The organism is Desulfoluna sp. HI9BLuna (assembly GCF_056829775.1).
The window spans coordinates 4,931,061-4,952,878 of the sequence record NZ_CP186555.1; the positions used below are offsets into that span (position 1 = coordinate 4,931,061).

General features: G+C 51.9%; 18 protein-coding genes. 10 read left to right on the forward strand and 8 right to left on the reverse strand.

Annotated features, from left to right (window positions below):
- Window positions 1-155 precede the first annotated feature (155 nt).
- Together ACOYW0_RS20085 and ACOYW0_RS20090 are read right to left on the reverse strand one after the other, a co-directional pair.
- Window positions 156-1,247 (reverse strand): IS91 family transposase, encoded by a 1,092-nt coding sequence (locus ACOYW0_RS20085; RefSeq protein ID WP_482414370.1) that lies wholly within the window; start codon window positions 1,245-1,247, stop codon window positions 156-158.
- Window positions 1,231-2,118: a site-specific integrase gene (locus ACOYW0_RS20090; RefSeq protein WP_482415558.1), complete on the reverse strand. Its 888-nt coding sequence runs from the start codon at window positions 2,116-2,118 to the stop codon at window positions 1,231-1,233. The genes ACOYW0_RS20085 and ACOYW0_RS20090 overlap by 17 nt, the downstream gene beginning before the upstream one ends.
- A 118-nt stretch (window positions 2,119-2,236) precedes the next feature.
- On the opposite strand from ACOYW0_RS20090, the gene ACOYW0_RS20095 reads away from it, so the two are divergent.
- From ACOYW0_RS20095 to ACOYW0_RS20110, 4 genes are all read left to right on the forward strand, one after another.
- The gene (locus tag ACOYW0_RS20095) at window positions 2,237-3,538 is read left to right on the forward strand and encodes a hypothetical protein (protein WP_482415559.1); all 1,302 of its coding nucleotides are present in this window, start codon (window positions 2,237-2,239) and stop codon (window positions 3,536-3,538) included.
- 125 nt (window positions 3,539-3,663) lie between these two features.
- A complete protein-coding gene (locus tag ACOYW0_RS20100) occupies window positions 3,664-4,503 on the forward strand; it encodes a restriction endonuclease (RefSeq protein ID WP_482415560.1) in 840 nt (279 codons plus the stop codon).
- Window positions 4,504-4,753: 250 nt separating this feature from the next.
- A complete protein-coding gene (locus tag ACOYW0_RS20105; protein ID WP_482415561.1) occupies window positions 4,754-5,065 on the forward strand; it encodes a hypothetical protein in 312 nt (103 codons plus the stop codon).
- A gap of 187 nt (window positions 5,066-5,252) precedes the next feature.
- Window positions 5,253-6,473 carry an IS256 family transposase gene (locus tag ACOYW0_RS20110; RefSeq protein ID WP_482415228.1) on the forward strand — a complete coding sequence of 407 codons (1,221 nt, stop codon included), beginning with the start codon at window positions 5,253-5,255 and terminating at the stop codon, window positions 6,471-6,473.
- A gap of 221 nt (window positions 6,474-6,694) precedes the next feature.
- Here ACOYW0_RS20110 and istB read toward each other — a convergent pair whose 3' ends face one another.
- From istB to ACOYW0_RS20125, 3 genes are all read right to left on the reverse strand, one after another.
- Window positions 6,695-7,450 carry an IS21-like element helper ATPase IstB gene (istB, locus tag ACOYW0_RS20115; RefSeq protein WP_482415562.1) on the reverse strand — a complete coding sequence of 252 codons (756 nt, stop codon included), beginning with the start codon at window positions 7,448-7,450 and terminating at the stop codon, window positions 6,695-6,697.
- Complete coding sequence (gene istA / locus ACOYW0_RS20120) at window positions 7,447-8,703, reverse strand: IS21 family transposase (protein WP_482415563.1); 1,257 nt, start codon at window positions 8,701-8,703, stop codon at window positions 7,447-7,449. The genes istB and istA overlap by 4 nt, the downstream gene beginning before the upstream one ends.
- A 340-nt stretch (window positions 8,704-9,043) precedes the next feature.
- A complete protein-coding gene (locus tag ACOYW0_RS20125; RefSeq protein ID WP_482415564.1) occupies window positions 9,044-9,364 on the reverse strand; it encodes a hypothetical protein in 321 nt (106 codons plus the stop codon).
- On the opposite strand from ACOYW0_RS20125, the gene ACOYW0_RS20130 reads away from it, so the two are divergent.
- From ACOYW0_RS20130 to ACOYW0_RS20140, 3 genes are all read left to right on the forward strand, one after another.
- The gene (locus tag ACOYW0_RS20130; protein ID WP_482415565.1) at window positions 9,356-9,832 is read left to right on the forward strand and encodes a hypothetical protein; all 477 of its coding nucleotides are present in this window, start codon (window positions 9,356-9,358) and stop codon (window positions 9,830-9,832) included. The genes ACOYW0_RS20125 and ACOYW0_RS20130 overlap by 9 nt on opposite strands.
- Before the next feature lie 825 nt (window positions 9,833-10,657).
- Complete coding sequence (locus tag ACOYW0_RS20135) at window positions 10,658-12,655, forward strand: acyl CoA:acetate/3-ketoacid CoA transferase (protein ID WP_482415566.1); 1,998 nt, start codon at window positions 10,658-10,660, stop codon at window positions 12,653-12,655.
- A gap of 336 nt (window positions 12,656-12,991) precedes the next feature.
- A complete protein-coding gene (locus ACOYW0_RS20140; protein ID WP_482415567.1) occupies window positions 12,992-13,387 on the forward strand; it encodes a DUF4345 domain-containing protein in 396 nt (131 codons plus the stop codon).
- A 180-nt stretch (window positions 13,388-13,567) separates the two neighbouring features.
- Here the strand turns inward: ACOYW0_RS20140 and ACOYW0_RS20145 are convergent, their stop codons facing one another.
- The 3 genes from ACOYW0_RS20145 to ACOYW0_RS20155 form a co-directional block, all read right to left on the reverse strand.
- Entirely contained in the window at window positions 13,568-14,251 is a 684-nt protein-coding gene (locus tag ACOYW0_RS20145) for a hypothetical protein (RefSeq protein ID WP_482415568.1), read from the reverse strand.
- A 63-nt stretch (window positions 14,252-14,314) separates the two neighbouring features.
- The gene (locus ACOYW0_RS20150) at window positions 14,315-15,130 is read right to left on the reverse strand and encodes a class I SAM-dependent methyltransferase (RefSeq protein ID WP_482415569.1); all 816 of its coding nucleotides are present in this window, start codon (window positions 15,128-15,130) and stop codon (window positions 14,315-14,317) included.
- A 104-nt stretch (window positions 15,131-15,234) separates the two neighbouring features.
- Complete coding sequence (locus ACOYW0_RS20155) at window positions 15,235-16,944, reverse strand: discoidin domain-containing protein (protein WP_482415570.1); 1,710 nt, start codon at window positions 16,942-16,944, stop codon at window positions 15,235-15,237.
- Window positions 16,945-17,506: 562 nt separating this feature from the next.
- Between ACOYW0_RS20155 and ACOYW0_RS20160 the strand changes: the two genes are divergently transcribed.
- Genes ACOYW0_RS20160 through ACOYW0_RS20170 form a run of 3 tightly spaced genes read left to right on the forward strand, consistent with a single transcriptional unit; the run spans window position 17,507 to window position 21,739 of the window.
- Window positions 17,507-18,943 carry a B12-binding domain-containing radical SAM protein gene (locus tag ACOYW0_RS20160; protein ID WP_482415571.1) on the forward strand — a complete coding sequence of 479 codons (1,437 nt, stop codon included), beginning with the start codon at window positions 17,507-17,509 and terminating at the stop codon, window positions 18,941-18,943.
- A gap of 25 nt (window positions 18,944-18,968) precedes the next feature.
- Entirely contained in the window at window positions 18,969-20,129 is a 1,161-nt protein-coding gene (locus tag ACOYW0_RS20165) for a protease inhibitor I42 family protein (RefSeq protein WP_482415572.1), read from the forward strand.
- Between the two features lie 32 nt (window positions 20,130-20,161).
- On the forward strand, window positions 20,162-21,739 hold the full coding sequence (locus ACOYW0_RS20170; RefSeq protein ID WP_482415573.1) for a radical SAM protein: 1,578 nt from the start codon (window positions 20,162-20,164) through the stop codon (window positions 21,737-21,739).
- Window positions 21,740-21,818 lie beyond the last annotated feature (79 nt).

Consider the following 21,818-nt stretch of genomic DNA (forward strand, 5'->3'; position numbering starts at 1 on the left):
GTGACTCGTCGCATCGGTTTCACTGATTTGTCTCGTGTTTTGTGGCTCGGCGTGCTCCCTGTTTTGGCGTGTTCATGCCTCAAGGCGCACCCCAAGGGCTCTGATCCTTGGCATGGAGTCAGCTCTTTGACATTCAGCTTGTCGGCAATACCCCATCACCCGTCATCGTCGGGTGGAAGAACCAGAGCATAAAGACCACAGACGTATTTGAGCACGCCTCCGCAGGATTTGCATAGCGATGGCTTTGCAGGGACCTGGGGTGGTGGAACGATATCCCCACCCTGCAAGGCATCCATGACCTGCTTGCGCACCTCTTTGAGGTCGAGGACCGACGCCGGACTAATAAAGCCGTAATACCGCACTTTCATAAACCCTGTGGGGAGCACATGCTGGAGGTAGCGCCTCATGAACTCCATCACTTCAAGTGTCAGTCGCCTGGGGCGTCGGGAACCTTTCTTTTTGTAAGTGATGGTCACCTCGCGCCCTTCGACCTTTTCGATGCGGCTCTGGCTGATGGCGACTTTAAAGATATAGGGCGTCAGGTATTTGATACACTCCTGGCCACCTCCAGCGGGTTTGACGTCTACATTAAAGCCATCAAACCAGATGTCGGGGCACACGTTGTGAAGCAGGCCAGCCTTTTCCATCAGCCCCCTAAACTTTTTGCGGAACAGGGCGGACAGCGCCTTGTAGGGGAGCAAAAAGCCTTCGCTTGTGGGGTGCCAAGCCTTTCCATCGCCTGAGACAGCGCCTCCAGGGACCAGGTAGTGGATATGGGGATGATATTGAAGTTGGCGTCCCCAGGTATGCAGCACGCCAAAAAATCCCGGTGTCTTACCCGTCATCCATCGTCCCCTGCCCACGAGTTCTGACATGGCTTGGGAGGAGGCCGCGAACATCATGCCATAGCAAGCCTTCTGGTTGGAGCGGATCACATTCCGCAGCTCCTCCGGCACCGTAAAGGTCACCATGAAGTGATGGCCCGGGAGCTGCCGCTTGATCTGACGAGCCATCCACTGGCGGGCCTTATGATTTTGGCACGCCGGGCAATGGCGATTCCCGCAGGAACGATAGAAAGCATGGATTTTACCGCACGCTTCGCACTCATAGTAGAGCAGCCCATGGGCCTGCGTTCGGCAAGAGAGGATGGCGCCGATGGTTTTGCGATGGGTCTTCGGCACGGATGCCCCAAACCGATCCAGATACTCGGGGGCGAACTCCCGGAAGATTTCAGATATCTTGTTCATGGCTGTCCCCCCTCATCACGTGATTGATGATCCGGTACGAATCTTCAATCCCTTTCTGTGTGAGATGGAAGTAAGCCATGGTGGTTTCGAGATTGCTATGCCCCATGTAACGTTGCACGACCCTCGGGTTGACTCCAGCCTCAAGCAGGTGGGTGGCATAACAATGGCGCAATGTATGGATGGATACCCTGCGTTTCTTGATGCCCGCTGCATATCGGGCCTTTCGGAAGGCGCCCTGCACGCCTTCAATGGACATGACCTTATCGGTGGTGGGGGCTTCTGTGTTCCCACGTCCCCGAGCAGGGAAAATCAGGGTGGGGTTGCGGTGATTGCACCAGTATTGCCTCAGGATACCCAGTGTGTGTTCCGGCAAAGGCACATAACGATCCTTGGCCCCCTTGCCGCGATGGACGTGAAGCATCATTCGGGCGCTGTCGATATCTGAAACTCGGAGATTGAGGCCTTCAGATAACCTGAGGCCGCATGCATAGACCGTATGATAAAACGCCAAATTGTGTGGGGTTGTCACATGATTCAATATGCGGAAGACCTCCTCACGGCTGAGGATACACGGCAGGTTTTTTTCCCGCCTGGCCTTCAGGTAAGAAAAGAGATGGAAGTCTTGCTTTAACACATTGGTGAAGAAGAACTTGATTCCGTAATGGGCGATACCCATGGTGGAGGCCGACCACCCGTCAACGTTTCGACGATGAAGAAAGTAGGCTTCAATTTCTTCTTCCGTGATTTTGTCAGGCGTCTTGCCACAATAATCGACAAGCTTACGAACAGCGCGTGTGTATGCCTTTTGGGTGCTTTTTCCCAAACCTGCCAGTTGCAAAGCGCGCATTGATTTTTCATAATAGTCGTGCATCGTAGTCTCCTTTGGTTAGAATTGGTTGAGTTACAGGAAGGCTACGATGTTTTTCTTTCGTTTTAAATATGCTGGTATGTAGGGGTATTGATTTTTGCTATGCCGGCTGAGGAATGATTTGCCGCGTAGCGGCTTTCTTGAACAATCGCTTGCACACCGATCGGGTGCAAGTGCGGCTTTTAGGTTGGCTTCACTGTCCGAAGGTTTTCACATTTCAAATTCTGTCGTGCTACGCGCCCGCCGGGTGAAGCGCGGCGTTAGCTGTTACAAGGAGGGTTTGCCAGAGATGCGGAATGACGTGAGAATAAACAAATCATGGTGGGAGCATTTAGCTCCGAAACCAATGATTTCTCGACGTCGTGAACTCGAAATTCTGCTCAACAACTTCATACGATCATCGAGTTATGGTGAGGAATGGTTCAAAGTAGCGAAGCATCCGAACGGTGTCTTTAGACTCAAGCCGGGTCAAGTAATTCCTGTCGTCCAATTGACGTTTCTCGGTAAGGCTCCTGGCTTTATTGCACCTTTTCGAAAACTAAAAGTTGGCCATCGCACGGTCGGAGCAGCGAATGAGTATTTGTCAGGAAAAAACCTCGAAGAGGAAGAGCGCGCGATTCAGCCGATTATCTCAGTCGACTTTGTAACCGATCCGTTGTTTATTCAAGCAGCGAAGCGAGTTCAAACGACTATAGATGAAAGCCGCATAAAACAGCCGAGCCTGCTCTTTTCAATACCGGCACATTTTTTATTGTCACCGAAGCATTATCCAAAGAAGGCGTATGTCCTTTATCAACATATTTTTGGGCATGGTGGCTCGTATCCAAATGATGGTTTCTTTTATGTTGGTGTAACAACCCGTAGCTGGCAAAAGCGGTGGTCTGAACATAAACGAGCAATTAAAAATAGAAGTCCTTTGCTGTTCCATCGGAAATTTCGTGAAGAAAAAGAGCAAGGACGAGTTACCTATGTTAACCACAAGGTAATGGGTATCACTGACGACCTTGAGGAACTGTATGCTACAGAAGAGTTTCTGGTTGAAGGTCATTGGGAAGATCAACGTCGTCTTAACATGATACCGGGTGGGAAATCCGGTTTGCGTTACCTACGCGAGAATGGCCTGATTCAGCGTTCCGTCGTCCCAATGCCTGATGAACGGGACCCAATCGTATGTGGTTGGCTCAAAGATCATCCGAGGAAAGGCCTTCCTGCACCTTGGGTAGCAGAAAAATGGCGAGACAACGACTGGGCTGTTGCCCAAATTTGCGGTCGAGATGGCAGATTGTCTGCTGATCAAGTGCGAGCGATACGTAAACTTGCCAAAAAATACTCGGCTGAAGAAATTTTTGCCCGAATTGGTGCGAGAAACGTTGCTCAGGTAAAACGTGTCCTCGAAGGTAAGACCTACTCGCGGGTTGAATAACTTGGGGTGTTTTTGATGCAGATGTCGGAGAATGGAAACAAAAAATCAGCTAACAAAAAAATGCAGGGGACGCAAAAAGCCGCGCCCCTGATTTTCAGCGTTAGCCACTAGAGGTTTATTTCAATATGACAATCATTAAGGCAATACTCAAAGTTATGAGAGATGCAGAAAAACCGTTGTCTCCAAAAGAAGCTTATCAAATGATTATTGAAAAAAACCTTTATGACTTCAAAGCACAATATCCTCAGGGGGTAGTTACAGGCCAAATACGTAGGCATTGTATAGGGCTTGATTTCCCAACTGCGGAAACAAAAAAATATTTTAACCTCGAATCTGATGGAAAATTTTCACCACTGGCAGAGCCAGTTCGCACAGGTCCTCCTGGCCGCAGAAAAAGTACAGATTCAAAACAATCAGAGGTTTTGGTAAAAAAACAATCGGCTTTAGCTGTTACCTTAAAGGATATTCAAGATTTACAATCTAAATATCGTGAATTGCTAAAAGAGCGCATAATAAAAGACCTAAAAAGCTTATCGCCTGAGTCCTTCGAGCATTTTTCTAAAAAACTACTTGAAGTATATGGTTTTGAAGATGTTGAAGTTACGTCTATCTCAAATGACGGTGGTATTGATGGTTACGGAAAACTTAAGGTCGGTTTAGCTTTTATGGGAGTAGCATTTCAATGTAAAAGATGGACAAAATCAAACGTTGGGCGTCCAGAAATTGATCGTTTTAGAGGTGCTATTCAAGGAGAGTATGAACAAGGAATATTTTTTACAACTGCAGAATTTTCTAAAGGCGCTAAAAATGTATCAATTAAACCTGGTGCAGTTCCTGTAATTCTCGTAGACGGCCCAGGAATAGTTGATTTTATGATAGAAAAACAGTTTGGTGTACAACAAGAGTCAATGTCAATTCATAGCTATGCTTTAGATACAATTTTGGAAACTGATAATGATATTTAGTGTGGCTAACAATAAAATAAACTCGGACGTCACAAAGCTGCTCCGCTCGTTCCTCGCTCCGCATCTTCGTGACGCCGGTTATTTATGCGTTACCTTCCTGTTTAATGGTAAGGCTATTTGCGCTGACGATGTATTTATTTAATCGGAAGTTAATTTACAAAGGATATAGTTCTTAGTCAGCTAATCCACATAAAAATTTAAGTGTAATATTTGGCAAAATTAAAAAATCGAATCCTTAGGTGATCATTAAATGAAAATTGACTATGGCTCCCTTGTCTGTGGTATCAGCATGGTTTTATTTGGTTTTGATGTATACACTAAGGGTTGGCACTTTTTACACAAATTTCCTGTCTCTAAAGGCTCGAGTTATATTTTTTGGATAGTAGGTATTCTGCTAATAGTTTTTAGCTTTAGAAAAAGAAAATACACATATTATTCATGCCAAGAATGTGGTGAAAAATATGATGCAGAATATGTCGTTATTCATATTTGTCCTAAATGTGATGGAAATCTTTATAAAGCTGACACAACAGAAAAAAACAATAGAAAAAGTATTATATAGTTAGCGTCGGCAGTGTGAGACTATTTTAAATAATTACAATGGTCTTCAAAGGTAACAATTCGCTGTTGTGGGACCGCTGCCGCTGCGCGGCAGGGGATATAGGATATAGGGGACAGGCTCTTTAGAGAGTGTAAATTTATCTGTGTATCTGGCTGTGGTATTAACCTCCTGAAAGGAGAATGTCACCATGGCCAAAAAGCAGAGTCGTATAGATGCACTTTTAGATGAGCTGCTCAAAGATGAAGACCCTAAAGAACTATTTAATAAAGATGGACTTCTTGAGGATTTAACCAAACGCCTTGTGGAACGCGCCTTGGAAGGCGAGCTGACCGATCATCTCGGCTACCAGAAGAATGAACGCCAAAAGAGTCGCTCGACAAACGTCCGTAATGGCAATACAAAAAAGACAATTGTAACGAATCGAGGTTCACTTGATATTGAGGTTCCCAGGGATCGAGATGGTGATTTCGAACCTCAGTTAGTCAGAAAGCGCCAAAAAAGGCTTCCAGGGTTTGATGACAAGGTCATTGCACTATATGCTCGCGGAATGACAGTGAGAGAGATCCAGGGCCATCTCAAAGATCTCTATAGTGTTGAAGTATCCCCGACACTGATCAGCAATGTGACCGACAGCGTCATAGATGATGTTCGCCAGTGGCAGTCTCGTCCGTTGGATACGGTCTACCCCATCGTTTACCTGGATGCAATATATCTAAAAATTCGTAAAGGCAGCCATGTTGAAAATCGAGCTGTTTATCTGGCATTGGGTGTAAACCTTGAAGGTAACAAAGAGCTTCTTGGCCTCTGGATTGGAGAGGCTGAGGGTGCAAAATTTTGGCTTGGCATCCTCACTGAGCTTCAAAGCCGAGGGGTAAAAGATATTTTGGTCGCTTGTGTTGACGGCTTAAAGGGCTTTCCTGAAGCCATTGGGAACGTCTTTCCTCAGACGGAAGTCCAGCTCTGTATCGTTCATATGGTGCGTAATTCTTTGAGATACGTTGGTTGGAAAGAGCGAAAGAACGTCGTAAAGAGTTTAAAGGAAATCTACACTGCACCCACAGAAGAAGCTGGTTTGAGAGCTTTGGATCAATTTGAGCAAGAGTGGGGAGAAAGGTTCCCAATTATCGGCCAAATATGGCGTTCTAAATGGGAAAATATAGCGCCGTTCTTCCGTTACCCAGAACCGATACGTAAAGTCATTTATACGACAAATGCTATCGAATCTTTGAACGCATCATTGAAGAAAATTACAAAGAAACGGGCAGCTTTTCCAACAGAGGATTCAGTGCGAAAGGTTTTGTATCTGGCGATATTAAAGGCTTCTGAGAAGTGGTCGCGCCCCATCAGGGACTGGGCTGCTGCTCTCAACTATTTTTCGATTGTATTTGAGGGGAGAGTCCCTCTTTGATTTAAACGCCAGATACACAGTTTATTTGACAGTCTCGCTCTTTATGCTGGACACCTCAGGCCTCCCCGTGAGATAGTTGGTTAAGCCGATATCATACCTTAATAATTTCAAAAATCATTTCATTTCAAGCCAAACCCGTATCAGATGTCAACGGTCGCGAGGAAGTGTACCATTTTCGGTCGTCAAAAGTGTACCACCTTTGACATTAATTGATTTACTTGTCAGCTCACCTCCCTTCCAGACTTTTTCCGTAATCTGAAGCTCTGTCCCTTGATGTTTACAACGACGCTGTGGTGCAATAAACGGTCTAGTATGGCGGTTACTATAATTGGGTCATGGAAGAGTTCAGCCCAGTCGCCAACAGCCTTATTTGAGGTAATAATGGTTGATGCCTTCTCGTATCTATTGGCGATAAAACGGAAGAAAAGGTTACACTCCTCACGGTCTATCGGGGTGTATCCGACCTCATCAACAACGACCAGCGCGGACTTATGGTAACTTCGGCCTTTGCCTGGTCTCCCCGCTTCATGATCCCGCTTAAGCTTGGCAATAAGGTCTTCCATGTTGGTGAAGTAGATGCTCAAACCCGCCTGACAGGCCTTTATAGCCAGGGATACGGCCAAGTGAGTCTTCCCCACACCAGGAGGGCCAAGGAATATGATATTCCCGTGTTTTCGGATAAATGTCAGATCAAATAGGGACATTACAAGCTGCTTGTCCAGGTGTGGCTGGAAGGAAAAATCGAATTCATCAATGCTCTTGAGGTACGGCAGCCCTGAGATCTTTAACGCCGTATCGACACGCCGTTGCTCTTTTTGGACGACCTCTTCTTCAAGCAACTCAGCAAGGTAGGTCAAGTGGCTCTTTTTCTCATCCATCGCGACTTGTGTTACCGCGTCCAGAACCTCCCGGATTCGAGGTAGTTTCAACCTGTCCAGATTGGCTTCAATCCGTTCTATAACGACGCGATCATTCATGCCACTGCCTCCGACATTGCGAGTTGCTCGTATACGGAGAGGGGCCGAACCTCGACATCCATTTCATACTTGGGTTTGGCTGGGCTGATTGTCTGTTTTGCCCTGCCCTTGGCCTTTCTCAAGTGCGCGTATTTTCGGGCATTCATGGCCCTGTCCTTTTTTAATTCTTCATAGAATTTTTTGTCTTGGACCAAGCACCCACGGCCCTTCGGGATCTCGTAGGAGACAACAAGGGTGTTGTCGTTAAATATTCTTATCGATTTATCTTTCACTCGCAGGGTCAGCAGTTGCCCCACAAGAGTATGGGGGACAACATAGCTGTTACCTTCGAATCGGATTGTACAATCCTTGTAGACAGTTCGGGTGACCCTGTATGACGCGTCAAAGGTTAGGAGGGGCAAGGGCGACAAGTAGGGCTTTTCACGAAGGAATCGTTCGGCAACGACCTCATGCGTGGTGCCATGAACTCTTTGGCTCTTTTCTTTCACCCAGGCTTTCAAGTCACGGTTGGCTGTCTCCAGGCAGGTGTAAGTATACCCTCTCCAAAAACCTTCACGGATGTAGTGATAGGGGCGTTCAACCTTCCCTTTGACCCATGCCGCATAAGCTGGCGCGACCTTTGGCTTGAAGTTGTAGTGAAGAGCAAGCGCCTCAAGGCTGCTGTTGAACTTGGTCTTTCCGGCAAACTTGCCGATGTACACGTTTTTCATTCGATCATAAACAATTTCAGCGGGTACCCCGCCAAAATACGCAAATGCCCGAGTATGGTTTTCAAGAAAAGAGGGCAATGTACAGTTGGACGTCAACTCAACATAGGGTTCCCTTGAATAGCCCAAAATCATGGTAAAAAGATAACGTTTCTTTATCGTCCCGTCTGCTAACTCAACATGAAATTCGCCATAATCGACCTGGGCTTGGAGGCCGGGCTCAGTCTCAAACCGCATATACGCGATTTGAAAACGACGCTTTTTGTGTTCATGGACCCTTCTTTTGACAATCTCATAACTTCCTGTAAAACCGATCTTTGTCAGTTTTTCGTATATCAACGTGGCCTTGTATTCATTGTCCTCTTCGAGCCACGCCTCAATGTGGGCATTGAAGGGATCTAGCTTACTTTTCCGAGGGCAAGATGACTTTGATGAAATGGGGTGGGGATTGTTAAGGTATTTGGTTACTGTATCACGATGGATGCCGAGCTTTTCTGCAATTTTCCGCTTGGAGAACCCTTGCTTGTGAAGGCTATTGATGTCCAAAATTGTCACCGTTTTTTCATTCCGTGTACTCCACTGTCGGTCTCGGGCAAAAGCTTCTTTTTAGCACCCTTCGACCGAACATGTGTCTGGAAAAATTTGTTACCAGACCACTCCTAAGTGGTACACTTTCAAACGACCATTTTTGGTACACTTTATAACGACCATCTACATCAGAGTCTGAAAAACTGGGAAGGAGGGTGCTATGCCGCGAGTTCCCCGTATGGTCGTAACAGATTCAGGGCAGAAAACTGCATATCATGTGATCAGCCGAACAGCATTGGACGGCCTGCCGTTTGGTAAGGTCGAAAAAGATGAGTTGGTGCGCATAATTCGCCACTTTTCAGAGGTTTATTGTGTTGATGTTATCGGGTTTGCCATCATGGGCAACCACTTTCATCTGCTGGTTGTGATGAGCCCTGGAGACAGCATGTCCCATGACGAGGTGCAACGACGGTTTCATTTGCTTTATGGGGAAGAAACCGAATTTCCCGATGGGCGGCTTGAAGGCTATCGGGATCGGTTTTGCAGCTTGTCGGCATATGTTAAGGACATCAAGCAGCGGTTCTCCTGTTTTTATAACAAGAGGAAAAAACGCAAAGGAACCTTGTGGGGGGAGCGCTTCAAGAGCGTGATTGTCGAGGAGGGAAATACCTTGATCCATTGCCTCGCTTATATTGACCTGAATGCGGTGAGGGCGGGCATCGTTAAGCGCCCGGAGGACTATCGCTGGTGCTCCATCGGGTATCATGTCCAGACGGGCAACAAGAGCGGGTTTCTTTCATCGGACCTGGGGACTCCGGATTTCGGCGTGGAGGGTGCCGCCACGCAGCTCAGGGTATACAGGGAGTATCTCTACCATGCCGGGGCCATTGAGAAGAGGGGCAAAGCGAGGATATCCAAGCGTGTTCTTGATGAAGAGACGGTGCGAGGCTTTGAGATGAATCGCGCCAGGCGCCTGCGGTACAGGTCCCGGTACTTCACGGATTCTGGAATTATCGGGTCCAGGGCATTTGTCGAAACCCGGTATGAGATGTTTAAGGGCCATTTTCAGGCAACACGGGAAAAGATCCCCCAGCGTGTCAAAGGAATTGAAGGGATGTATTCTTTAAAGCGATTGACGGAGGGGTGAACATCCCATATGATGATTGCGCCCACCGTGTTTTCGTGGTTTTCCCCAGTTCATTGTCCATAAAGAGCCAGTCCCTTGGTTCACATTATTACAAGTGGTTATCCGAAAAATTTAGGCATTTGAAAAATACAAAATGTTATTCGGCGTTTTCAGGCCGTTTTTCTCACCCTTCGGGCGAGCCGAATGCATCCATCTTCTGTGTCATCAGAAATTTGAGGTAAAACACTATATGTGCATCTCTGATGCCTTGTATATGGGTGCACTCGACTGGTGAAATATCCGGGATATCCCTCGTTGCTCTTGTTTCAAGAAAGCTAAGGATGTCTTGGAGAAGCAACTAAATCGAGTTCCAGGGATCGAAAAATGGGCAGTAAATATTTATAGTTTTAACGATTCGATTGTATAATTATTTTTTGCATGGGCCCTTAAGCATGGTGACCAACCGCCCTATTCTCAGGTTTTGCCTACAGTGACTTTTATGTAGGGCATTACAAAAAAAAACGCGTGTAAAAGCCCCCCTCCATCGGCACAACATCCTAACCCGGATATTTCATGAAAAACAACCGGCCAGAATGAAAAACATATGATTTCGGAAAGCTAAAACAAAAATATTAGCTCTTTTGAAAATGCAAAATGTAAATCAGTGTTTGCTGTTTGATTTTCTCACCATTCGGACGAGCCGGGTTCACTCATCTGCTGCGTTATCAGAGCCTTGAGGTAAAAAACTACATCTGCAGCTCTGATGCCTTGCACATGAGCGCACCCGACTCGTGAAATATCCGGGCTAAAATTTTCAATTTTACTATCGAAAACAAGGAGATCCCAGTGTTCAACCTCAACAACCTCGTACCCGAGGGATTCAGTTCCAACGACAGGTTCTGTAAAAACAAGGTCGTATCCGCGCAGGAAGCCGTTGAGATTATCGGGGATGGTGATGTCGTTGCCATCGGCGGTTTCGGTGGTATTGGCGCTGCAGAAGAGCTTATCATCGCGCTTTCGGATCGCTTTGTAGAGACAGGTCACCCCAAAGACTTGACGCTGTATATCCCGGCAACCGTCGGTGATGGGAAAGAGCGCGGTGTCAACCGGCTCTGTCACGATGGGTTGATTAAAAGGGTCATTGCAGGTCATTACGCCTTTCTGCCGAAGATTGCTCAGCTTGCAGTGGAAAGCAAGGTGGAAGCATACAACCTGCCGATAGGTATTTTGTCTCAAATGCTGCGTGATGCCAGCGCAAAAAAGCCCCGTACACTGACAAAAATCGGGCTGGGTACGTTTGTTGATCCCCGCCTCGAAGGCGGAAAAATAAACGACATCACCACGGAGGACATTGTCGAGCTCATGATGATTGATGGTGAAGAGGTGCTGGCGTTCAAGCCCCCTTGCATCGATGTTGCGATCATCCGCGGGACAACGGCTGAATCTACGGGGAACACCACGCTCGACGACGAAGCGCTGACGCTTGATACGCTCTCAATGGCAATGGCTGCAAAAAACAATGGTGGCATCGTAATCGCACAGGTGGCCGATATTGCTGAGGAAGGCTCGCTGGGCCAGAAGGATGTCCGCATACCGGGTGCTCTCATAGATTGTATCACCATAGCCACCGACCCGTTGAACCACATGCAAACCTATGCCACAGCATATGACAATGCGTTTTCCGGCAGGCTGCGTGCTCCTCAGAAGGCAATCGGTCATTTGCCCCTGAACGCCAGAAAGGTCATCGCACGGCGAGCTGCATTCGAGCTGCTGCCCAACTGCGTGGTGAACCTGGGGGTCGGCATGCCGGAAGGGATTGCCAACATTGCTTCGGAAGAGAAAGTGATCGATCTCATAACCTTTACAACGGAAGCCGGTGTGATCGGCGGGGACCCAGCCGGCGGGCTTGATTTTGGAGCTGCCAGAAACGCCGATGCTATCCTCGACATGCCATACCAGTTTGATTTCTATGATGGTGGCGGGATGGATGTTGCTTTCTTAGGGTTGGCTCAGGCGGATCAACATGGAAACCTGAACGTCAGTAAGTTTGGACCTGTGCTCGCAGGTTGTGGTGGATTTATCAATATCAGCCAGCCCGCCAGGAAGATTGTTTTCATGGGGACCTTTACAGCCGGAGGATTGGCGGTGAAGGTTGAAAACGGTACCCTCCTTATCACCAGGGAAGGGAAAAGCAAAAAGTTCATCGAGCAGGTCGAACAGGTGACATTCTCGGGCAAATTGTCCGCCGCGAATAATCAGCCGGTCCTTTTCATTACGGAACGCTGCGTAATGGACGTCACACCCGAAGGGATTCGGCTGCTCGAAGTCGCGCCCGGTGTGGATGTGCAGAAGGACATCGTGGCCCAAATGGGTTTCGAACCCATCATCGAGGGCACCCCAAAGATCATGGATGAGAGAATATTTTTACCCGGCCCAATGGACCTCAAACGGGACATCCTTTATGTCCCGCTCGAAGACAGGGTGGCCTACAATGGGGAGAAGAATATCCTGTTTATAAATTTCGAAAATTATTCTATTCGCTCTCATGAACAAATACAGACCTTTTGCAAACTCGTGGCTTCAATTCTCGACCCAGTAGGAAAAAAAGTGACGGCCGTCCACAATTATGACGGATTCGATCTTCTCCCGGAACTCTTCGAGGATTTTCTTGATGCGGCCAAAGAGATGGGGGACACGTATTACGAACAGGTCATAAGATACACTACCAGTACCTTCATGCGTATGAAACTGGGCGAGTCGTTCAAAGAGAGAGGTATTGCGCCTCATATTTACGAGTCTGCGATAGAGGCCCATTCAGCTGCGATGGGAGAGGTCAAGAACTGACGATATTCCCATCTTAGCCCAAACCACAGGCCTTGCCGGTTGTTTGGGCTAAGATGACTATGGCCAGGGTTCACAGCATAGTGAAGCTGGCTCGATATGCCTGGTGTTGAGCAACATGACGCTGGCCGAGAATCTCACGACGGTCATCTCAGTGACAGCAAAATGCGATTCTGAACCGGTAAGCGGAGCTATATAAAGTTCAGATATGGTGTGAGTCTCTCCGTTGGCTGAATTCTGATTTCGGCTGAAAAGTTGATTTTAAAATCCGCCCGGAGAGGCATTCCTGATAATGGGGCTATTCTACATGCTCGTTAGGCGATCAAAGGAGAGAAAGTTATGAAATTAAAGGGTGTTGTTTTACTTTCTGCATCGATAGGGATCGGCCTCATAGGTTTGGGGTACTTGATTTCTCCACAGTTCATGTATGGCCTATATGGTATTGAGCTGGAGACCGTTAATGAAGCAAACATGGTGAGATCGGCGTATGGTGGTTTGTTTCTTGGTTTCGCCGCTCTCTTTTTCTTGGGTGCACGTCGGGATCAACTCGCTACGCCTTCCCTCATCGCGTTGTTGACTTTTATGGGTGGGTTCGCAATTGGGCGGGTTATAAGCATCATGGTGGATGGCATGCCTTCTCCACTGATTCTTTCGCTTTTAGTTTTCGAAATCATATATTCAGCATTAGCGGCCTATTTGCTGTCAGCGAAATATGCGTCGAATAACAGCGCCTAACCCAATGCTTTAGCCCGCCGTGCCTATCGCAAGCCCAATGGAGTTCGAGGCGGAGCCTTTAAAGCCTGCCCCTTAATTTGGGTGTCCGCTATTGCCAACAGGGGGGCAATGATCAGAGATCAGGACTATGATCAAATGCTGGCAGCAAGCGGAAGCTAACTCGAGTTGAGCACAGCTGTATCACGGGGCCATGCTCCGCTCTGTAATGTTTCCTGCGCGGGCCGTGTCGCAGAAGTACACGTATCTTGTGTTGTCTTGGGTCGTTCTTACCAACGTTGTTGAGCCTATGGTCGGGCTATAACGTAATTCCAGGGTTTCCCCATTTTTCCTGTCGATCCACGTTGCGGTGATGACGATGGAGCCCAGCTTTTTTTCACAGCACTCCTTGGACCTGTTTTCTGAGACGCCGCATCCCCATCTGTTCTCGGGATCGCTTAAACAGGTGTGCAGGGCCTTTGGGATAAGCATCTGGACGTTGGGCGCGGGTAGTCGGTATACCTCGCTGAATGAACCGTCTATGGCCACCAGTGTGAGTGACTTGAAATCATCCATGACGGTTGAGACCAGCGTGGCGTGGTCTTTCTGGGCCCGTATTTTTATTTTCAATGGGGCGGCCAGGAGGGGCGGGGTGATGAGGTAGCCCCTGGCAGGGGTTCCCTGGAAAAAATATTCTTTGGCATGATTCCCGAATGCCATGTTGGTGTTCCCGCAGATCATGACCCCGTGGTCCAGGCATTCGGCGCATTCCGTTTTTAGTTTCTTAAACGCATCTGCGGGCAGGGGCAGGGTACCGGCCCAACTGATGTGGGTGGTGAAAAGGAATATCAAAAGACAGGCGAGAGCTGTTGGGGCGGTGTGCTTCACGTGCCTCCATGTATCCCGAGCGGTGGTGCAACGAATCCGGTTCATTATTCCTTGGGCCTTTTTTTATGCCTGGGCTGTGACGACATAGCTCTCCATGGGTGCCGCCAGGCCCTGGTCATCGACATAATCCCATATCGATTCACGGATCCATCGGATCATCTCTTCCCGTTTGGCCTTTTCCAATGCGAGAATTTCCCCTGCAAAGGGGGATGCCGCAAAGCCTCCCATGAGAAACTCGTCCAGTGGTGAATAGCGCATCTGTTTGATGACCAGAGAGATGCCCACATCCCGGAATCCGGTGGCGGTAAAGAGCTTTCTCAGGTCGTCGGCGTTGCCCGGGGGGAATGCCGAGGCGAGGGTTGCGGCGGCTTGGCTGCTGACATACCTATGAAGGGCTCGGTGAACTGCCGAATAAAAAGGGAAACAGGAAAGAGGGCGCCACACGCTGAATACAATGCGTCCTTCCGGGACAAGAACGCGTTTGACTTCCCCCAGAGCATGGCAGGGATCACTGAAATATTGCAGGCCTTGCTGGCACAACACAACGTTGAACGTGGCATTTGAATAGGGCAGAGACTCTGCATTGCCGTGGTTCCACTCGATGGGAACGGCGCGCTCCGGGCTCAGGGCACGTGCTTTTTGAAGGACGGCCTCGTTTGCATCCATGCCGATGGTGCAGACCGATTCGCCCATGGCTTTCCATACATGCCTGGAAACAATGCCCGTGCCGCATCCAAGGTCCAGGACCCTGTCCCCGCCCTGCAGCCGGGTCCTGTTCACCATATCCTGTGCCCAGGCCCCGCTGAACGCAGGTACGATATACCTTTCATACGCTTCCGGGCCATCTCCAATCAATGTCCAGCCATCTTTGTTGTTCACGGTGCTCTCCATCCTGGTACCTCGGCTTCATAGCCATTCAGCTCAAACAGGCCTCCGGCAGGATTGCCGGAGGCGACGTTCATGTGGGTTGTTCCTTTCAATGCTTACTCACCGTAAACTTCCACTTCAGCCAGGGAGAGGATACCCGTGCCGTCGAGCTGTATTTTCACGTAACGGCCCTGGGCGGAGACGGGAAGCGTCAGGGTGGTTTCCGACAGGGATTCCTGGTAGTGGCGCGTCACCGAGTCGTCCACCAGCAGGTCGGCAAGGGGGCGGTTGTCCATGGGGGCGTCGGAGATGAAGAGGTAGAAGTGGCTGAGGCGCTCGGCACAGCAGTCGGTGCGGTTGGCAAGCTCAATGCGGGATATGTCGGTCTGGGCACCCAGGTCCACCTGCCACCAGGCGTTGGGGTCGTTGTTCGTGTGGGTGACGGAGCCAGCGGCCCAGTTGCCGTTGGGGTTGCCGTCCACGGCGCGGGAGGCGTGGGCGGTGCCGTTGTAGGTTGAAGATTGGGCGGTGGGCTTGCCCAGGGCGCGGTTGTCGTAAGGATTGGCGACCCACTGGCCTTCGTTGAGGCGGTCGGAGTAGTTGATCCAGACGGCGTCGATGCCGAGGCCGGTTTTGAGGTCCCGAAGCAGGGCGTTTTCATAGCCGTTGACCGGGACGCCGAAGACAAGGCCTTCTCCTGGAAATTCGGTATCGCAGGCGGTGCGGGCCTCAGCCCAGGTGTAGGCACCGTCGGTGATGAACCAGTCTCCGTTTGACGAATCCATGCAGGCCACGCAGCGCATGGTCGAGCAGGGCAGGTCGTTGAACCTTCCGTCGCTGCGCTGCTCGGCGCAGTCTTCGCCCCCGGCGTCGTTGGGCTCGTTTTCTCCCCAGCTCCAGATCTGGGCCTTGAGGCGCGAATCAAAGGGAACCACCTGGTCCAGGCCGATGGCGCCGATGCCGCATTCGGCCATCTGGGCCGCATCGGCCGCGGTAATGGGCGGGCCCGGGTCCCCGAAGAGGGCCGAGAGGGTGGTGGAATCCTCATAGATGCGGACAAGGTGGCTCTGGATATAGGCGACGTCTTTGTTGCCTGCGGTGCAGGTGGGGCAGGGCACGAAGTTCTCCAGTGATTCCGTGGAGGAAAAATGCCCGTTGAAGACGTAGTTGGCCCAGTTGGTGGTGGCGCAGTTGCCGCCGATGAGAAGGATCTGCTTGCCTGCGGCCAGGACATCGGCCTTGGAGAGGTCCATGGGAAGGCGCTTGCATCCGCCGGGTTTGTAAACCAGATCGCCGATGATCCCGTTCATTTCGCCGATGGCTTTGTCGTAGTGGCCTTCCATGTGGTCTTCCAGGTAGATGATGAGGACCTCGTCGGGGTTTACGTTGAGCCAGTTTCTGATCTCCTGGAGCCCCTGGGTGAAGAAGCGGTCGTTGGGGTGGGTGCCGGTGTCCCCGTTGGCGTGGCTCAATTTCAGCTCCTGGGAGAACTTCCATTCCCAGGGCCAGAACCCGCTTGACGAGAAGGTGTGGTGCACATCAAGCTCCAGGGCGCGGATGCCGATCTGGAGCTGGTCGGTGAGGCTGATTTTGTGGTTGGGGTCGATGTAGCTTCCGTTTTGGGAGTAGACCCCGGCGTTGTACGAGTTGTGGGTGGTGAGAAAGCTTGCCTTGCCAAAGGGGGCATTGCGATCGATTTCACCCTGGTAAGACAGGGCGCGATACTCCCAGCTTCCTTTGTAGTCGGAAACATCGGATGCATACACCGCAGGCGCAAAAAGAAACAGTGCCCCTGCAACCAGACCTTTCATTCGTCGTGTCAGCATGGCTACCTCTGTGTTGGTGAACGTGAGGTGGCGGTAAGATATTCCGCCGGGTGAGCGGGCTGTGGGTGCCCGGACGCATCAGCCCAAGGCGTGGGCTGGGTAACATAAAGACGTGATACGATGGTTTTTATTGCACGGCATCCATTCCTGAATTGAATGGATGTAAACAAAGTGTTCTTCCGTAAACCTTCCTGAATTTCTAACGGGGATGAGGGAAGATGTCAATTGTTTTAGTTTTGTTGTAGCAATTCAGCTCAAAAGGCCCTGGGGCGGTCCTGGAAAGGGCCCGCAGACCCTCTGCGAAACCCATGGGATATAGTGGTTGATTTTTGGTTGACGATACGTTAATCTGCACCAAAATACCAATCGCAAATGCCTAAAATTTAAACGCATAGATTGAATTTTCGCCTTCCTGAGCCCATGGGCCCCACGGCCCAAATTCGCTTCCAGAGTCCTTGCCTTTCGCACCCTTGCGACGCGCGCTCACAGCGCCTATACATCCTAGCCCTTAGCCCTTAGCCCTTAGCCTCTTTCCATATATCTGTCTTTCAAGGACAAACCCATGAGGATTACGCTGATAGCACCTCCCCTGATGGATTACCATGGGGGGACACTCACCCCCATTGCCATGGACGCGGTCAGGTCCTGTCCGCCCTACGGCATCTACCTGCTCGCCACGATTCTTCGCAACCATGGCCACGAGGTCATCATCATTGACCTCATCGCCCAGGGGTCCAATGAGCTGTCCCACCACGCCGGGCTGATCATGTCCAGCCATCTTGTGGGCATCGGCACCACCTCCCTTGCCTGGCCCACGGCCCGAACGTGCATCGATCAGGTCCGAAGGTATCACCCCCGTGTCCCCATTGTGCTGGGGGGCATTCATGCCACCATGTTCGACACCTACCTGCTTGCCTCCACATCGGCTGATTACTGCATTCGCGGGGAGGGGGATAAGGCCCTGCCCCTGCTCTGCGAGACGCTGGAGAGCGGAGGAGACCTGGCCCGGGTCCCCAACCTGACCGTCATGGGAGGAGACGGCAGGATTCGCAGGACGCCAACCGCGCCGCTGATGTCGGAAACCGAGATGGCGGCACTTCCCATACCAGATTACGGCTGCCTCCATCCCGGCATTTACCCCAGCCTGGGCATCGAGTCCTCCAGGGGCTGCCCCTTTGACTGCGTCTTCTGCTCCACGGCTTACAGGAAAACATGGCGGGGGCTTTCTCCGGCCGAGTTTGTCCGCCGGGTGGAGCGGCTGACGGGGTACCTCTCCCTTACGACCCAGGGCATCATCCAGATCATCGACGATGAGTTCAGCGTGAAACAGGAGCGGGCCGTGGAGATCTTCCGGGGGTTCCGTGAAAAAAGGCTTCCCGTGCAGGCGATCTTCAGCTCCCGGGCCAACGATATGCTCAACGGGACCTTTGTGGAGTCGGCATTGCCCTATGCCCATCAATTTCTGGTGGGGGCGGAGTGCGGCTACGACGAGGGGTTGAAAAAGGCAGGCAAGGGGACCACCACGGAGAACATCACCAAAGCCGCGGCCCTGCTGAAGGAGTACGGCATTGCGGGCCGGGCCGATTTTTCGTTTATCATCGGCCTGCCCTGGGAGACCCGCGCAGAGGTGATGCAGACCGTGGATTTTGCCGCAGGTCTTTATGAAACATATGGGGTCCGGGTGTTGATCCAGTGGTATTGCCAGATTCCCGGCTCCAGGCTCTGGGAGGAGCAACGCCGAAAGGAGGTCCTCCATGAGGCCCTTTACGACGATTTTGGTTTTTTCGGCAGCAACTATCTTTTTCGAAGCGGGATTCCCCTGGCCCCGTCCGAGGTCCACGAGGTGACCCGACATATCCTTGATCTTCAGGCTCAGGCCCCGCCGGACATGATCCAGAGCTGCACCCCCGAACCTATCCTGAAGTATTACCCGGACATTGCCCATTCGTCTGAGGTATCCGCCCTTGAGAACCTACGCGACGCCTCGGGCATTCCATAACCCAATGAATCAAAGGAGAACTGTCATGTCGCAAGAAAAATGCGTAACGGCTATTGTGGGGCAACCGCTCCAGATTGTCCTGCAGTCCAATGTGGGGTCCACCGGGTACGGGTGGTATCTCTCCTTTCTGGACGGCGGAATCGCACTTTTTGGCTCCTGCGTTACACCAGCCTCCTCTGCCTACGGTGGCCCCTCCAACCATGCCTTTGACTTTGTGGCACTGAAGGAGGGCACTTATAAGGTTGAGTTTATCCTCATTGCCCCGTGGCGAATGGAAGAGCCCGCACAGACCGAGACCTATACCATAGAGATCAAAGCGCCCTCCAAGACCGCGGCCGACGACATCGAAGAGGCCATGAAGTCCCAGCGGTTCACCAGCGCCGATGCCGTAAGCCCGGAGTCCGGCCCCTCCATGGTGCTGAAGTATGCCACCCCCATGGCTTCCCCTGTCCTGAAATACGCTGCCCCCATGGGTGGAATGGATGCTTCGGCCACCATGCTCGCTTACGCGGCGCCCATGGCAAGCGCCGGGCAGGCCACCTGCGCATCCTGCGGCCCGGTCATTCTCTATGCCGCGCCCATGGCCCAGGCAAACATGGCGACGGTGACTAACCTCTACGCCGCCCCCATGGCACAGGCCAACGCCATGACTCAGCCCATGCCCATGTACGCAGCACCCCTCGGCGCGTGCACAACGGATCCGTGCACGGCCGCCGCTTCCGTGAATATGCTCTACCAGGCGCCCATGATGCAGGCCAACGCCATGGCCCAGCCGGTCTATGCGGCGCCCATGACCCAGCCCATGCCCATGTACGCTGCGCCCGTGGGTGCCTGCGCCACGGACCCGTGCACGGCCGCCGCCTCCGTGAGCATGCTCTATCAGGCCCCCATGATGCAGGCCAATGCCATGGCTCAGCCGGTCTATGCCGCGCCCATGCCGCAACCCATGCCCATGTATGCGGCCCCGGCCACCTGCCAGCCCGCAGACCCCAGAATGGGACTGCCGCCCTTTACCATTCTCTATGCCGCTCCCATGATCCGCGGCGGTGCGTCTGCACAACCGTTGTACGCCGCACCCTCCTATACGCCGGTGCAGGCTTTGTACGCTGCGCCCATGGCACAGGCATCCTTTGCCATGCCCCCTTACTCCGCACCCTGTAACCCCGCCACAGGCTGCTGCTGTTAACGGCTTCGGGCTGCAGTCACCGGGAGGACCCCATGGCTGCAGCCCTTGACCCGGAACCCACATACGAAAAGGATCGGAGCATGGATTATTTGCCTGTTACCGCTGTCTGGGAAATCACCATGGGGTGCAACATGCGATGCGACCACTGCGGGTCGTCCTGTGCGGAGCCGTTGCCGGATGAGCTGACCACGGATGAGGCCCTGGCCCTTTGTGACGACCTCAAAGCGGTGGGACTCAAGTGGATTACCCTGTCCGGGGGGGAGCCCCTGACCCGGACCGACTGGCCGAAGCTTGCAGGGCGCCTCACCGCCAACGGCATCAAGCCCAACATCATCACCAACGGCTGGCTGGTCAATGAGGAGATGGTAAAGACGGCCCAGGCCAACGGGGTGGAGACCATCTCCATCTCCCTGGACGGCAACCGTGAAACCCACGACGCCATTCGGAAAAAAGGGGCCTTTGACAAGGTGATCTGCGCCTTTCAGGTGCTTAACGCCTGCAACCATGTGAGCGCCTCCAACACCACGGTGACCAAGCACAACCTCCACCAGCTCGACGAGATCAAAGAGATACTCCTGGAAAACAACGTGGACCTCTGGCAGATCCAGATCGGCCTGCCCATGGGGAACATGGCCGAGGACCGGGAGTCCGTGGTGGAGCCTTCGGTCATCGAATACCTCATCGACTACTCCCACCGGGTTACGATGGAGGGGCGCATCAAGGTCTTTCCCGCCGATTGCCTGGGGTACTACACCGAAAAGGAGAGCATCGTTCGCCAGATCAGCATGAATGTCCCGACAGCCGTGCTGTGGCAGGGGTGCAATGCCGGTAAGCGAAGCTTCGGGATCCTTCACAACGGGGACATCCTGGGGTGCACGTCCATCCGGGATACCGGCATGATCGAGGGCAACATCAGGGAGCGCCCCTTAACGGAGATCTGGAACGCCCCCGATGCCTTCTCCTGGTCCCGCAGCCTTAAAAAGTCGGACCTCGGCGGTCTGTGCGGAGAGTGCGCATACGGCGACGCCTGCCTGGGCGGTTGTCCCAACACCCGGTTGACCCTGAACGGTTCCATCCATGCGGAGAACCAGTACTGCGTCTACCACACCATCATGGAGGCCACCCGGAGCAAGCTGAAGGGCTACAACGATCCGGCGGAACTCATGGAGACGGCCTGGGCCTATGCCAACCAGCAGAAGTGGCAGCTATCCTCCCTCACGTTGAAGCGCGTTCTGGAGCTTGACCCGCAGCGGGTGGATGCCTTGGAGCTGTTCGGGTTCGTGAGCTACAACCTGAACAATTTCACACAGGCCAAGGAGGCCAACGAAGAGGTCCTGAAGATGGATCCGCAGAACCCATATGCCCTCAAAGGCCTTGGCCTGAGCCTTCACCGGCTTAACCGCACCGAGGAGGGCATCGCAAGCCTGCTCAAGGCCACCGAAGCGGCCACGCCCCAGCACATGGACTCTTTTTATGACCTCTCCGTGGTTTACTCGGAACTCAATCAGCCGGGTAAGGCTCGGGAGATTCTGGAAGAGGGTGAAAAAAGATTCCCGGGTTACATCGGGCGGTTCACCGGCGCGGTTCAAGGGGTATACCCGGCGACCTGACGCCACCTGAAGTAAGCCATCAAAGCCTGCGGCATGCTGTTTGAGTGCCGCAGGCTTTTTTATGCACGTTGCCCAGATA

Coding starts and splice junctions, on each gene's coding strand:
- istB (WP_482415562.1), bottom strand. CDS start 7,450: ATGAATGATCGCGTCGTTATAGAACGGATTGAAGCCAATCTGGACAGG.
- ACOYW0_RS20140 (WP_482415567.1), top strand. CDS start 12,992: ATGAAATTAAAGGGTGTTGTTTTACTTTCTGCATCGATAGGGATCGGC.
- ACOYW0_RS20085 (WP_482414370.1), bottom strand. CDS start 1,247: ATGAACAAGATATCTGAAATCTTCCGGGAGTTCGCCCCCGAGTATCTG.
- ACOYW0_RS20100 (WP_482415560.1), top strand. CDS start 3,664: ATGACAATCATTAAGGCAATACTCAAAGTTATGAGAGATGCAGAAAAA.
- ACOYW0_RS20090 (WP_482415558.1), bottom strand. CDS start 2,118: ATGCACGACTATTATGAAAAATCAATGCGCGCTTTGCAACTGGCAGGT.
- ACOYW0_RS20105 (WP_482415561.1), top strand. CDS start 4,754: ATGAAAATTGACTATGGCTCCCTTGTCTGTGGTATCAGCATGGTTTTA.
- ACOYW0_RS20155 (WP_482415570.1), bottom strand. CDS start 16,944: ATGCTGACACGACGAATGAAAGGTCTGGTTGCAGGGGCACTGTTTCTT.
- ACOYW0_RS20125 (WP_482415564.1), bottom strand. CDS start 9,364: ATGGATCAAGGTATTTCCCTCCTCGACAATCACGCTCTTGAAGCGCTC.
- ACOYW0_RS20110 (WP_482415228.1), top strand. CDS start 5,253: ATGGCCAAAAAGCAGAGTCGTATAGATGCACTTTTAGATGAGCTGCTC.
- ACOYW0_RS20170 (WP_482415573.1), top strand. CDS start 20,162: ATGGCTGCAGCCCTTGACCCGGAACCCACATACGAAAAGGATCGGAGC.
- ACOYW0_RS20165 (WP_482415572.1), top strand. CDS start 18,969: ATGTCGCAAGAAAAATGCGTAACGGCTATTGTGGGGCAACCGCTCCAG.
- ACOYW0_RS20160 (WP_482415571.1), top strand. CDS start 17,507: ATGAGGATTACGCTGATAGCACCTCCCCTGATGGATTACCATGGGGGG.